The sequence below is a fragment of the Halomonas chromatireducens genome (assembly GCF_001545155.1).
Taxonomy (GTDB): Bacteria; Pseudomonadota; Gammaproteobacteria; order Pseudomonadales; family Halomonadaceae; genus Halomonas; species Halomonas chromatireducens.
The window spans coordinates 481,179-494,786 of record NZ_CP014226.1; the positions used below are offsets into that span (position 1 = coordinate 481,179).

The 13,608-nt window shown below is 64.5% G+C and carries 13 protein-coding genes; 8 read left to right on the plus strand and 5 right to left on the minus strand.

Translation table 11 applies throughout. The features are described 5' to 3' along the window. Nucleotides 1–4: 4 nt before the first annotated feature. A complete protein-coding gene (locus tag LOKO_RS02300) occupies nucleotides 5–769 on the plus strand; it encodes a TatD family hydrolase (RefSeq protein WP_066444550.1) in 765 nt (254 codons plus the stop codon). 16 nt (nucleotides 770–785) lie between these two features. Here the strand turns inward: LOKO_RS02300 and ygfZ are convergent, their stop codons facing one another. The 5 genes from ygfZ to doeA form a co-directional block, all read right to left on the minus strand. Further along, entirely contained in the window at nucleotides 786–1,451 is a 666-nt protein-coding gene (ygfZ, locus tag LOKO_RS02305) for a CAF17-like 4Fe-4S cluster assembly/insertion protein YgfZ (RefSeq protein WP_066444552.1), read from the minus strand. A gap of 304 nt (nucleotides 1,452–1,755) precedes the next feature. Beyond that, nucleotides 1,756–2,625, minus strand: coding sequence for a carbon-nitrogen hydrolase family protein (locus tag LOKO_RS02310; RefSeq protein WP_066444555.1), 870 nt, complete (start codon nucleotides 2,623–2,625; stop codon nucleotides 1,756–1,758). A 187-nt stretch (nucleotides 2,626–2,812) separates the two neighbouring features. Then, the gene (locus tag LOKO_RS02315; protein ID WP_066444558.1) at nucleotides 2,813–3,286 is read right to left on the minus strand and encodes an Lrp/AsnC family transcriptional regulator; all 474 of its coding nucleotides are present in this window, start codon (nucleotides 3,284–3,286) and stop codon (nucleotides 2,813–2,815) included. Continuing rightward, nucleotides 3,286–4,299, minus strand: coding sequence for a N(2)-acetyl-L-2,4-diaminobutanoate deacetylase DoeB (gene doeB / locus LOKO_RS02320; RefSeq protein WP_066444560.1), 1,014 nt, complete (start codon nucleotides 4,297–4,299; stop codon nucleotides 3,286–3,288). The genes LOKO_RS02315 and doeB overlap by 1 nt, the downstream gene beginning before the upstream one ends. A gap of 170 nt (nucleotides 4,300–4,469) precedes the next feature. Beyond that, nucleotides 4,470–5,669, minus strand: a complete 1,200-nt coding sequence (gene doeA, locus LOKO_RS02325; protein ID WP_066444567.1) for an ectoine hydrolase DoeA — start codon at nucleotides 5,667–5,669, stop codon at nucleotides 4,470–4,472. A gap of 195 nt (nucleotides 5,670–5,864) precedes the next feature. Here doeA and ehuR point away from each other — a divergent pair, with 195 nt between their 5' ends. The 7 genes from ehuR (at nucleotide 5,865) to LOKO_RS02360 (ending at nucleotide 13,593) form a co-directional block, all read left to right on the plus strand. After that, nucleotides 5,865–7,271: a MocR-like ectoine utilization transcription factor EhuR gene (gene ehuR / locus LOKO_RS02330; protein WP_066444570.1), complete on the plus strand. Its 1,407-nt coding sequence runs from the start codon at nucleotides 5,865–5,867 to the stop codon at nucleotides 7,269–7,271. Between the two features lie 30 nt (nucleotides 7,272–7,301). Next, on the plus strand, nucleotides 7,302–8,237 hold the full coding sequence (locus tag LOKO_RS02335; RefSeq protein WP_066444572.1) for a 2-hydroxyacid dehydrogenase: 936 nt from the start codon (nucleotides 7,302–7,304) through the stop codon (nucleotides 8,235–8,237). Between the two features lie 90 nt (nucleotides 8,238–8,327). Beyond that, nucleotides 8,328–8,894, plus strand: coding sequence for a nicotinamidase (locus LOKO_RS02340; RefSeq protein ID WP_066444574.1), 567 nt, complete (start codon nucleotides 8,328–8,330; stop codon nucleotides 8,892–8,894). Beyond that, entirely contained in the window at nucleotides 8,891–10,234 is a 1,344-nt protein-coding gene (locus tag LOKO_RS02345; RefSeq protein WP_066444577.1) for a nicotinate phosphoribosyltransferase, read from the plus strand. The genes LOKO_RS02340 and LOKO_RS02345 overlap by 4 nt, the downstream gene beginning before the upstream one ends. Before the next feature lie 114 nt (nucleotides 10,235–10,348). Continuing rightward, a complete protein-coding gene (locus LOKO_RS02350; RefSeq protein WP_066444580.1) occupies nucleotides 10,349–11,083 on the plus strand; it encodes a hypothetical protein in 735 nt (244 codons plus the stop codon). Nucleotides 11,084–11,227: 144 nt separating this feature from the next. Then, nucleotides 11,228–12,154 (plus strand): LysO family transporter, encoded by a 927-nt coding sequence (locus tag LOKO_RS02355; protein ID WP_066444581.1) that lies wholly within the window; start codon nucleotides 11,228–11,230, stop codon nucleotides 12,152–12,154. A gap of 173 nt (nucleotides 12,155–12,327) precedes the next feature. Further along, nucleotides 12,328–13,593, plus strand: a complete 1,266-nt coding sequence (locus LOKO_RS02360) for an ABC transporter substrate-binding protein (RefSeq protein WP_066444584.1) — start codon at nucleotides 12,328–12,330, stop codon at nucleotides 13,591–13,593. Nucleotides 13,594–13,608 lie beyond the last annotated feature (15 nt).

Below are 13,608 nucleotides of genomic sequence, written 5' to 3' on the forward strand. Positions count from 1 at the left end.
GCCGATGCTCATCGACGCCCACTGCCATCTCGATTTCGCCGAATTCGACGACGACCGTGACGCCATGTTCGAGCGGGCCAGGGCGGTCGGGGTCGGACACTTCATGGTGCCGGGCACCACGCGGGAGCGCTGGCCTGGCGTGCTGGCGCTGGGCGAAAAGAGAGATGACGTCAGTATCAGCCTGGGGCTGCATCCCTATTTCATGGACGAGCACCGGGAGGAGGATGTCGAGGCGCTGGCCCAGGCCCTGGATGAGCACCCAGAGGTGAAAGCACTGGGCGAGTGCGGGATCGACGCCCGCTTCGATGAGAGCCTGGCCGATCAGTGGGCGCTGTTCAACGCCCAGCTTCGGCTGGCCAAGTCGCGCCAGCTGCCGGTGGTGATCCACTGCGTGCATGCCAACGACAAGGTTTCCCAGCGCTTGCGCCAGCTCGACCTGCCTGCCGGGGGCCTGATCCATGCCTTCGCCGGTTCGCCGGATCAGGCCTGGAAATTCCTCGATCTCGGCTTCGTGGTCGGCCTGGGCGGTGCCGTGACGTATGAGCGAGCCCAGCGTCTATGGCGGGCGGTGAAGAGCCTGCCTGAGGATGGCTTCGTGCTGGAGACCGATAGCCCCGATATGCCGCTATGTGGCCACCAGGGTCAGCGTAACGAGCCGGCACGCATCGGCCAGGTTTGCGAGATGGTGGCGAATCTGCGCGGCGAGACGCCGGAGGCGATTGCCGCACAGAGTACGGCAACCGCCAAGCGGGTATTCGGGCTGTCGTAAGCCCTGATTCATCGTGTTACGCGCTTGCCAAGGCCAGGCTTTCCGGATCCAGCCGTTCAATGGGGTAGGGCAGCTTCATCAGCTTGACCGGCTGATCGTCGACGCTCAGTGGGCCGATCTCCTCTCGGGTACTGGTCACAGCCAGTATCTCGGGCTGACCGTAGGCGTCCATTTCGGCGGCCAGCACCTCACCGTGTGACTTGCCGTTTTCGTCGAGAAGGGGGGTGCCGAGTGCCGGCACCCTGTCTCCCTCGAGTTGGGCCCTTGCCAGCCGCTTCTTCACCTGCCCGCGGAAGTGGGCCCGTGCCACCACCTCCTGCCCGGTATAGCACCCCTTCTTGAAGCTGATGCCGCCCAGGGCCTCCCAGTTGATCATCTGTGGCAGCAGGGCGTCTTCATGATGCGGGGTGAGCCAGGCGAGTCCGGCCTGAATGTCGTGGAGACACCAGACGGCGTTGCCGACCAGGCTCGCCTGCGGGGTCAGCCGGGAGACGATCTCGACTGCCATATCGATAGGCAGGCAAGCCAACACACGGGGCTGGGTCCCGGGATGCGCCAGCAACTGAACGTTCTCGTCACCGGACTGGTGCCAGATGGCCGGCGGCACCAGGTCGAATCGAACCTCCGCCAGGGCCTTGGCCTCCTTGCCGATAAGCCCTACAAGGGCAAGGTCGTCGCGCACCCTGAGTTCCGACTTGTAGAACGGCGCGAATTTCTTGAGGTGGGCGCGCAGTGTTTCAACCAGGCCGCGATGAAGTAGATCGGCTCCTTGTTGCTGAGAAAATGGCGGCGAACGTCGGCAATTGTTGTTATCTTGCGCATATTTGTCGCTCCATCAGTAGAGGAACCCGCCTCCTGGGTGGGTCCGGTAGACAGCGGCGGAATAAAGCCCGCCACCGGAGCCTGGCCGAACAATCGACACAGGCCACGAATCAGGTTCTCCAGCTTGGCACTCTCCCATCGCGCCTGGTGCCGTTGCAGGCGGTTCAGTACTCCTCGATGTCGGCTCGCAGAGGCTTGGCTAACGGGCCCAGAGTATCCAGAAACGCCGCGGAGCCGTTCTCGCTGCGGTACACCGAGAAGTCGACGCGGCGGTCGCGAAAGCTTTTCAACGGCTGCCCAAGGCCGCGCAGGCCGGTTTCGCGCTCGCGGCGCACCCGGTTCATATCCACTTCGATGGGCATGACCTCCTCGCCAGTGCCTGCCTGGTGAATGACGTCACCGGAGGGGCCCACCACGATGGAACGACCGTTACCGAGGGCACCGGCACCGTTGATATCGAAGAAATAGCACTGGTTGACCGCCGCATTGGTTCGCGCAATGGAGAGTTCGATATCGCGGTCGATGGTATCGGTCATGGTGGGATGAAGGATCACCTCCGCCCCCATGGCGGCCAGAGTGCGGGTGGTCTCGGGGAACCACATGTCGTAGCAGATCGACACCCCGAAGCGGCCCACGTTGGGCACATCGAAGGTCACGAACTCGCTGCCGCTCTCCACGCCCGCCTCGTAGGGAAGGAAGGGGAACTGCTTGCGATAGCGGGCCACGACATGGCCATGTGGATTGATCACCGACAGGGTGTTATAGACGCTCTCGCCGACCCGTTCGAACATGGAGCCGGGAATCAACCAGATGCGGTGCTGTTCGGCCAGTTGGCAGAACATCGCCTCGGCAGCGCTGGGCATCGCCTGGGCATGGTGCGGTGACGCCCCCAGGGGCATCAGCTCACTGAACAGCACCATCTGGACCTGGGGAAAGCGACTCATCAACACGTCGACACGGTGTCGCATCGCTTCGGTATTGTCGCCGTGGTGCAGCGCATGCATCTGCACACCGGCAATGGTGAAATAGGACATTGTCGTTCGTCTCCGTAGGCGATCTCGGTACATCCGGGGCGCTGTCTTGTGCGGTCAACGTCATCAAGGAAGCGTCAGCGGGATCGCCCGGCACAGGTGAGCAAAGGCTCGCCTCAAGCTTAAGCCAAATCCATCAACATGTAATCAACGATGCTTTCTCAAGTGTCGCCGTAGCCCAGCCGATGATTCAGGCCAGGCCGTCGGGAAGCGTGTGAGCGCGCTTCTGCTTGACGCTCTTGGTGACGATGTAGGTGAAGTAGCGCTCGATGCCGGTCTCTGAGGTCAACCAGGCATCGATCAGGCGCTGATAGGCATCGACGGAGTCGGCTTCCACCTTCATCAGGTAGTCCACCCCGCCTCCCACCGCCACGCATTCGGTCACCTCCGGTGTGGCGTGGACCAGTGCCTCGAAGCGGGCGAAGCTTGCCGCGTTGTGTTGCTTCAGCTCGATCTGAACCCAGACCGGCGTGCGGCGCACCAGGGCCTCGGGGGTGATACGCGCACTGTAGCCTTCGATGATGCCGGCCTTCTCCAGGCGACGCACACGCTCCCAGCAGGGACTGACCGAGAGGTTGATCGCCTCGGCCAGCTTCGACTTGGTAATGCGCCCGTCCCGGGAGAGGATCTCGAGGATCTTCAGATCATAGCGATCGAGCTTCATCACCCCAGCGACTCCACGACTTCGGCAATCACGGCAATGGTATCGCCCATGTTGACCTGGGCAGGAAAGCGTCGGGCCGCGAGCACGCCGCTGCGGCCGGCACGATACTCTACCGGTGGCGTGCCGCTGCGGGCCGGATCGTAGACCCGGGCGATCACATCGCCCTTCCGGACCACGTCGCCCAGCGTCAGGGTCAGCTCGAGCAGCCCCGAGTGCTCGCTCTGCACATAGCAGCTGGCATCGGGCATATCGAGATAGATCTGCGGCTCGGCGGGCATTTCCACCTCGCCCTCGATCAGCCCGAAATGAATCAGGAAGTTGCGGATGCCGCGCTCGGTGATGGCCAGGCTCTCCGGCGTCGAGGTGCCGCCGCCGCCCAGCTCGGTGGCCACGAATATCTTGCCCTGCTCCTCTACCACGGTGTCGAACAGCGAGGCGGCATCGAGCTCGAACATCATCATGGCGTAGGGCGCGCCGAAGGCCTTGGCACCCTCTAGGGCCTGGCGCTGCTGGTCGGGATTCTCCAGCACATGGGAAGCCCCGAAGGGGATGATGTCCAGGGTGCGCCCACCGGAGTGGAGATCGAGCACCACGTCGCACATCGGCACCATCACCCGGGCGAAGTAGTCGGCGATCTTCTCGGTCACGCTGCCGTTGGGGTCGCCGGGAAAGCTGCGATTGAGGTTGCCGCCGTCCAGCCCCGAGGTGCGCTTGCCGGCCATCACCGCCGGGGTGTTCATGCAGGGCACGATGATGACCCGGCCGCTGACGTCCTCGTCGCGCAGGGTGTTCGACAGCTTGAGCAGCGAGGTAATGCCCTCGTACTCATCGCCGTGGTTGCCGCCTGTCAGCAGGGCCGTGGGACCCTCACCGTTCCTGACCACGGTCCCCGGGATCATCACCGCTCCCCAGGCGGACTCGTCCACGGAGATGGGCAGCTTGAGGAAGCCGTGCTGGACGCCGTCGGCATCGAAGTCGACGGTGGCACTGATCGGGCTTGGGCGCTTGGTCATTGTCTGGAACTCCTTGTTCGGTGGCAGCAGGCTACTGCTCGGGGCTATTCTGGCGGCAAGCCAGCGAGGAGGCGCTGTGAATACCTCCCTGTACGCTACTTTTGCCTTCCATGGCAAAAGACCTCCTCTTCGGCTTGCCCCCAGCGCCCCTTCGTTGACGGTATGCGAGTTCAGCGCACAAACAGCTGGCGGGGGAAGTTCGCCAAGGCTTCGCAGCCGGTCTCGGTGATCAGAATGCTCTCGGTGATCTCCAGGCCCCACTCGTCCTGCCACAGGCCAGGCATGAAGTGGAAAGTCATGCCCGGCTGCAGGATGGTCTCGTCGGAGGGGCGAAGGCTCATGGTGCGCTCACCCCAGTCGGGTGGATAGGAGATACCGATAGGATAGCCGCAGCGCGCCCCACCCCGGTCGAAGCCGTACTTGTCCATTGCCGAGCCCAGCGCCATGGCGATATCGGCGGTGCGATTGCCGGGCTTGGCCACGGCCAGGCCGCGCTCGATGCCCTCCAGCAGCGCCGATTCGGCACGAATGAAATCCTGGGGCGGCCGCCCCAGGAACACGGTGCGCGACAGCGGCGCATGGTAACGCTTGAACACACCGGCAATCTCGAAGAACGTGCCTTCGCCTTCGCGAAATGGCGTGTCGTCCCAGGTCAGGTGAGGCGCTGCCGCATCCTTGCCGGTGGGCAGCATGGGCACGATGGCGGGATAGTCGCCGCCAAAGACCTTACCGGTATCATCCACCCAGCCCTCGATACCGACCCGGTAGATCTCGGAAACCAGCTTGCTCTTGGGCAGGCCGGGCTCGATCACTTCGAGGATACGCGTATGCATGCCCTCGACGATCTTGCCGGCGATGCGCATGTAGGCGATTTCCTGGGGTGACTTGATCGCCCGACACCAGTTGACCAGCGCATTGGCATCCAGGAAGCGGGCATGGGGCAGTTCGCGCAGCAGGCACTGGTACGCCTTGGCCGAGAAGTAGTAATTGTCCATTTCCATGCCCACAACACCCTGGTGCCAGCCGCGATCGGGCATGATCGACTGGGCCAGGTAATCCATGGGATGCATGTCGGGATTCTGGACATAGTAATCGGGGTAGTAGGTGATGTTGTCCGGATCGATCCAGCAGGTCCGCAATGCGCCATTGGCGTCCATGCGGCGGCCATACCATACCGGCTCTCCTTCCAGCCCCACCAGCACGCACTGGTGCACATAGAAGGACCAGCCATCATAGCCGGTCAGCCAGGCCATGTTGGACGGGTCGCTGATGATCAACACGTCGATGCCTCGGCTGGCCATCTCGGCCCGGACCTTCCACAGCCGGGTGGCATATTCCTGACGAGTGAAGGGCAGAGAGACCTGATTCATGAAGCGTTCGCCATAGCATCACCAATAACCGGCCGTCTCCATGGGGAGAGGGCCGGACCAGGGGTTGTCGACACCGGTCGAAGAGCGATTATTGTCATGATTATTCACGAGGAAAATCATGACAATTTCCGGTCAATGTCGCTAAGCTGATACTAGCACCACACCTCTGCTGGCGGTCAAAGGCTTTATTGCATCATGACAATTGATCTGACTCCCTACTTGACCGACACCGGTCCCAAGTACCTGGCCATTGCCCGCGCCTTGTCGGAGGCAATTCGCCTGGGGGAGCTCACCCCGGGCACCCGCCTGCCACCTCATCGACAGCTGGCCGAAAACCTCGCCGTCAGCGTGCAAACCGTTTCACGGGCCTACGCCCAGGCCGAGAAGATGGGCCTGGTACAGGCGCGAGTCGGCAGCGGCACCTGGGTGAATGCCCTGGATGATGCCCGGGAGTCCGCTTATCTACGCGGTCATGAGCCACGTCATGAGAGCGCCCTGATCGACCTCTCCATCGCCCATCCGGTCTGTCCGCCCGGGCACCACCTGCGCTTTCGCCAGGCGCTGATGGAACTGGCGGACCATGCCAGCCCCGACGTAATCACCGCCTGTCGCCCCATCGCCGGACTACCTCACCAGCGCGAGCGGGCCAGCGCCTGGCTGCAGTCCCGACTCGGTGTGCCCGGCGAGATGGACGACAGGATTCTCTGCAACGGCGCGGCCCATGGTCTGATGCTGGCCATCGCAAGCGTGGTGCAGCATGGCGACCTGGTCCTCACCGAGGCCCTCACCGACCATGGCCTGGTCGCCCTGTCGCGCACCCTGGGCTTCCAGCTCCGCGGCGTGGCCATCGACAGCGAAGGCATTATTCCTGAGGCGCTGGAATCGGCGTGTCATCGTTTCAAGCCGAGAGCGGTGTACCTGACGCCGACCCAGTTGAATCCAACCGGCGCGACCAGGAGCGAGGCCCGCCGTGACGCCGTGGCCGAGGTACTTGCGCGTCATCGGGTGTGGCTGATCGAGGACGATGTGCATGCCCTGCTCGAGGCCCCTAGCCTGACATCCCTGACCGCCCGGATTCCCCAGCTCGGCTTTCATGTCACCAGCATGACCAAGATCACCGTGCCGGGACTGCGCGCTGGCTACCTGACCGTGCCCCGCGGCCAACTGCACCACGTGCTGCCGCGGATGCGGGCCACCACCTGGATGGCCACGCCGCTGATCTTCGAGCTAGCCGACCGCTGGATCGCCGACGGCAGCATCGAGACCATGGCCGCCGAACAGCGGGAGCTGCTGGGCGAGCGCCAGAAACTTGTCTCCCGACTCTTGGGCCATCACGCCTTTACATCCCGCCCCACCAGCCTGCATGTCTGGGTGACACTCCCCGATGCCTGGCGAGCGGAGGAGATGCAGCAGCAGGCCGAACAGGAGGGCCTGGCCATTACCACCGCGGTACCGTTCATGGTGGAGCAGACGCCGCCCCCGCGTCGCATCCGAGTGAGCCTGGGGGCAGAACAGGACCTGCAGCGTCTGGAGGAGGGTCTGAAGCGACTGGCAATCTTGCTCGATGAGTCTCCCCCACCGATGATGCAGATTATCTACTGACCTTCACTCAACAAGGAGAAGGACATACTGATGCGTATCTTGATCCATATCGACGAGGCGGCCAGCTGGCGCGACGCCCTGGCCGAGCATCTGCCTGGCGCCGAGATCGTCACCAGCGATGCACCCGCCCACCAACGCCGGGATATCGACTACCTGGCCGCCTGGAAGCCGCCCGAGTCGCTGCTGCGGGAGCACGCCGATCTGAAGGGGATCATCAACCTGGGCGCCGGTGTCGACGCCCTGCTCAACAACCCTGGCCTGCCCGAGGGCGTGCCCATCGTCAAGCTGCGCGATGCCGGCATGGCCGAGCTGATCGGTGACTACGTGCGTTACGGCGTGTTGCATTTCCAGCGCGACTTCGACCGCTATCGTCGTCAGCAGGCCCACCGTGAATGGCGGGAGCATGCCGTTGACGACAAGGGTGACTGGCCGGTGGGCGTGCTGGGCCTCGGCGCCATCGGCGCCAAGGTAGCCAGGATGGTCGCCGCCGACGGCTTTCCGGTCCACGGCTGGAGTCGCTCTCCCAAGCGGCTCGACGGCATCACCTGCCACCACGGTGACGACGGCTTGCCCGAACTGCTCGGTCGAGTACGCACCCTGGTGCTGCTGCTACCCGGAACCCCAGAGACCCGGCATATCATCGATGCCAAGACACTGGCCGCCCTGCCGGAAGGTGCCAGCCTGATCAATCCCGGGCGCGGCACCCTGATCGATGAAGTGGCACTGCTGGAGGCGCTGGGGGAAGGTGAAACCGAGGGCCGGATTCGCGGCGCCTTGCTCGATGCCTTTCCCGAGGAGCCGCTGCCCCGGGAAAACCCGCTCTGGTCGCACCCGAGGGTATGGATAACGCCGCACATGGCTGGCCCTACCCCGCTGAAGGAAGCCGTGGGACAGGTCGCTGAACTGATCGAGGCCTTCGAAGCGGGCGAAACGCTCGAGACCGTGAACCCCAGCGCCGGCTATTGAATCGCCACGGCCCCGACCTCATCCCTACAAGTACGGCGAGATAGGAGATAGTCTGAAAGCCATACCCATCGCCCTCCCTGGAGGTGCATGATGACGACGCAACTGGACTACCGTAAGCAAGACACCCTGCTGGTCGTGGACATGCAGAACGACTTCTGCGAAAACGGCGCCCTGCCGGTGGAGGGTGGCAAGGCAATGGTTCCAGGCATCAATGCCGAGATAGAGGCCGCCCGTGCCGCCGGTGCGCTGGTGGTCGCTTCCCGCGACTGGCACCCCATCGACCATGTCAGCTTCGAACATCGCGGCGGCGCCTGGCCGGTGCATTGCGTACAGGACACCCCCGGCGCCGCCTTCCACCCGGACCTCGACTTCACCGACGACACCATCCGTGTCAGCAAGGCCACGGCCTTCGATGCCGATGCCTACTCCGCCTTCGACGGCACCGGCCTGGGCGGCTACCTGCGCGACCGAGGCATCAGTCGCGTGGTGGTGTGCGGCCTGGCCATGGACGTCTGCGTGCTGGCCACCGCCAAGGAAGCACGCCAGGAAGGCTTCGAGGTCGTGCTGCTGGCCGGGCTGACGGCGCCCGTCGACCCCGAGGCCCGGGGCCGCTGCATTCGTGAGCTGGAAGCCGAAGGCATCGAGGTTCGCCAATGAGTCAGCCCATCTCCGTACAGGTGGATGACGGCGACCTGGCCCTGCTCACCGACCTCTACCAGTTGACCATGCTCCAGGCCTACTGGAAGGAGTCGATGCAGGAGCGGGCCACCTTCAGCCTCTACTTTCGCAAGCTGCCGCCCACCCGGCGCTTCATGCTCGCCTGCGGCCAGCAGCATGCCGCCGCACTGGCCAGTCGGCTGCGCTTCTCGTCATCCGCCCTGAGCCGACTGGCCGGCACCGGGAAGCTCGACGATGCCTTCCTCGACTGGCTGGCCGGCTGGCGCTTCACCGGCGATATCTGGACCCTGCCGGAAGGGACGCCGGTGTTCCCGAACGAGCCCTTCCTGGAAGTGGATGCACCGATTGCCGAGGCACAGCTGCTCGAGAGCCTGATCATGAACCTGGTGCAGCTGGAAACGGTGCTGGCCTCCAAGGCCGTGCGCCTCGTCATGGCCGCCCAGGGCCGGCCGGTGGTCGACTTCGGCATGCGCCGCATGCACGGTGTCGACGCGGCGGTACGCGGGGTGCGCGCCTACCGTACCGCGGGCCTAGCCGCCACCAGCAACGTGCTGGGCGGGCTGCGCCACGACCTGGAAATCAACGGCACCATGGCGCACAGCTACATCCTGGCCCATGACAGCGAGCGCGAGGCCTTCCGTGCCTTCGCCCGCCACTATCCGGACACCACCCTGCTGGTGGATACCCACGACACCCTGGAGGGTGTCCGCATGGTCATCGAGCTGATGGCGGAGGAGCCCGACCTGCGCGTCAGTGCGATTCGACTCGACTCCGGCGACCTGGGCGAACTCGCTCACCGCTCCCGCACCCTGCTTGACGAGGCCGGCTTCGAAGAGATCAAGATCATCGCCAGCAGTGGCCTCGATGAATACAGGATCCAGGAGCTTGTCGAGGACGGGGCGCCCATCGACGCCTTCGGCGTGGGCACGCAGATGGGGGTCTCGGCCGACGCGCCGGTCATCGACCTCTCCTACAAGCTGGTGGAGTATGCGGGCATACCCCGGGTCAAGCACTCGACGGGCAAGGTCAACCTGCCCGGGCGCAAGCAGCTCTACCGGCGACGGGACGCCCAGGGCCGCTATGCCGGCGACATCATCGCCAGCCGCGACGAAGCGATCGTCGATGGCGAACCGCTGCTGGTGCCCCTGGTACAGGGCGGCAAGCTGGACGAGTCGGTCATGGCCATGGCCGCCGATGCCCGTGAACGGGTCCGAAACTCTCTCGCGGAGATGCCCGAGGCGCTGACCCGGCTCGCACCGGGCGAGAGCAACTACCCGGTGAAGCTCAGCGAGCAGTTGAAGCGCCTGCAGCAGCGGTGATGGCGTCCCGGAGAACATGCAACAAGCGTGCATCGGGGAACCCAGGGTGCCTTCCCGTGCTCAGACTCCTTGTCACTTCGTCACTCCTTTCCTCACCACCCCATGTTGAGTCCCATGAACCGACTGTTGCGCCCTCTCACCCTGCTGGCCTTGCCGCTGCTACTGCTGTCGCTGGGCAGCGCCCAGGCCATGGCGGCCCCGACGGCTGCCAAGCCCGCGTCGGTCAGCGATACCGAACGCCGGGTCACTCCCCAGCCCTTCGACGCGCGATACCGGCTGGAGGTGAGCGGCTGGCCCAACGCCTCCATCGAGCACCGCTTGATCCGGGACAACCATCACTGGCAGAGCCGAATGAATGCCTCCATCGCCGTGGCTCGCGGCAATGAACGCAGCCGCTTCTTCCTGACCCCGGAAGGCGTTCGCTCGGTGAACTACGCCAGCGGTTATTCGTTGCTCGGCATCGGCGGCGACTACCGGCTCGGCAGCGACGAGCTGAGCGAGCTGCCCGATCGTCAGGCCGCCCTGTTCGACCTCTCCCTGAGCGCCCTGAATGGCAGTTGCCAGGAGGAGGCCGGCTGTCGCCTGGTCTATCAGGATCATCGTGGCCGTGAGGAGTCCCTCGACTACCGGGTGCACGACCGAGAGACGCTGAGCCTCCCGGCCGGCGAGTTCGAGGCGGTCAAGGTCGAGGTGATGGACCCGGAAACGCCTGACCGGACGATGACCTTCCACTTCCACTCCGAGCTTCCCGGCTTGTTGCTGGCCGTGGACTATCGCCGCGACGGCAAGCGCAAGAGCCGGCTGCGGCTCACCTCTCTCGATACACCCCTCGACACCCAAGCCCCCTGACACGCTGCATGATCGCTTCTTCCCGGTGAGTGCCCCGTCGGCTCGATCGAGGCCGGTCGAGCCGACGGCAGCACTCGCCGCAAAAGGCTGCTAGAGTGTGGCGCTTTGTGCCGCCCGGCGGCCACGACAAGGGAAGAGGTCTCGATGTTGAGCGGGCTGTTGATCGTCCTTTTGCCGCTGCTGCTGGGCTACCTGGTGCCGGTTCGCCATGCCGGCCTGATGAACCTGATCAACCGCGGCGTCAACGCCTCGGTCTATCTCATTCTGCTGCTGATGGGGGTGAGCCTGGCCGGCCTAGAGGACCTGATGCGCGAGCTGTCGCGCATGGGCGGCCAGGCACTGCTGCTGTTCAGCGTCATTACTGCCGTCAACCTGGCGGCCCTCTGGTGGCTGTCTCGCCGGCTCGGGCTACGCTTCGACACCTCACCGGTCGTCGCCAATGCACCGACCACCAAGCTGGCCGCCCTGATCGGCTCCCTGGCGCTGGTCGCGGTGGTGGTCTTCGGTGTGCTGATCGGGCTCGCCCTGAGCTGGCTGGGCGGCCAGACCATCTTCCCCACCGCTGAACGGCTGGCCGAGTGGGCGCTCTATGCCCTGCTGGCACTGATCGGCTGCCAGCTGCGCAATTCGGGCATGCCGCTGCGCCAGATATTCCTCAACCGGCACGGCCTGGCCATCGCCACGACCCTGGCCGCCAGTTCCCTGGTTGGCGGCCTGATCGCCGCCCCGCTCCTCGGCCTGAACTGGAACGAAGGACTGGCGCTGGCGTCCGGCTTCGGCTGGTATTCGCTCTCCGCCATTCTCATCGGGGACCAGTTGGGGCCACTGCTTGGCGGCGTGGCCTTCTTCAACGACCTGGCCCGTGAACTGTTGGCCTTCATCCTCATCCCGCTGCTGATCCACCGCCACGCGCCACTGGCCATCGGCTACGGTGGTGCGACCTCCATGGACTTCACCCTGCCGGTCATCCAGCAGCACGGCGGGGTGGCCTGTGTGCCGATCGCCGTGGTCAGCGGATTCATTCTTTCGCTGTTGTCGCCGCCCTTGATCCTCTTCTTCCTGTCGCTCTGAGCCGCGAGGCGACGACGCTGTCACAGCGGCAGAATGCGCGCCTCCGCTACACTTAGCCAAAAGTCTAGGTTGATCTCCGTGCCAATAAGCGGCTAACTGAGCGCCGACAAACTTAATCGTTTAAGTCCTCAAACAGCCAGCCCCATAAGAACAAGCCGACAAGGAAAACTGCCATGCTCAAGAAGACACTGTTTCCCACGCTCATCATGGCTGGAGCCGCCGGTATCAGCCACGCCCAGGCCGCAGACCTGACCATCTCCTGTGGCGCCGTCGGCGCCGAGCTGACCCTCTGCCAGGAGGGTGTCAGAGCCTGGGAGGAAAAGACCGGCCACAGCGTCGATGTGGTCTCGACGCCGAACTCCTCCACCGAGCGCCTCTCCCTCTACCAGCAGATTCTCTCCGCCAACTCCACCGACATCGACATCATGCAGATCGACGTGGTCTGGCCTGGCCTGCTCGCCAACCATCTGCTGGACCTGCGCGAGGTACTCGGCGACGAGGCCGGTGAGGGTCATTTCGAGACCATCATCGAGAACAACACCATAGACGGCCGACTGGTCGCCATGCCCTGGTTCACCGATGCCGGTGTGCTCTACTACCGTCAAGACCTGCTCGAGAAGCACGGCCATGAGGTGCCCAAAACCTGGGAGCAGCTCACAGAGACCGCCCGGGACATCCGCAATGCCGAGCGCGCCGAGGGTAGCGAGCGGATGCAGGGCTTCGTCTTCCAGGGCCGCGCCTACGAAGGCCTGACCGTCAACGCCCTGGAGTGGGTGGCAAGCCACGGCGGCGGCACCATCGTCGACAGTGAAGGTGAGATCACCATCGACAACCCCCAGGCCGCTGCCGCACTCGATCGCGCGGCGACCTGGATCGGTGATATCTCACCCAACGGCGTCCTCAACTACACCGAGGAAGAAGCCCGAGGCGTGTTCCAGGGCGGCAACGCCGTGTTCATGCGCAACTGGCCTTACGCCTGGGCCCTGGCCCAGAGCGAGGACAGCGAGGTACGTGGCAAGGTCGGTGTGACCCAGTTGCCCTACAGCGGCGACGGTCAGAGTGCCGCCGGCCTCGGCGGCTGGAACCTGGCCGTCTCCCGCTACAGCGAGAATCCCGAGCTCGCCGTCGACCTGGTGGCCTTCCTCGCCGGCGAAGAGGAGCAGAAGCGTCGTGCCATTGCCGGCGCCTACAACCCCACCCTGGAGTCGCTCTACAAGGATGAGGAGGTGCTCGAGGCGGTGCCCTTCTTCGGCGATCTCTACGAGACCTTCATCAATGCCGTGGCGCGTCCCTCCGCTCCCACCGGAGATGCCTACGGCCGCGTCAGCAATGCTTTCTTCAGTGCCGCCCATGACGTGCTGTCCGGCAACAAGACCGGTGAGCAGGCAGTCAGCGATCTCGATCGTGAACTCTCCCGCGTCAAGCGTCGCAACTGGTAACCTCCTGGAGCCCGA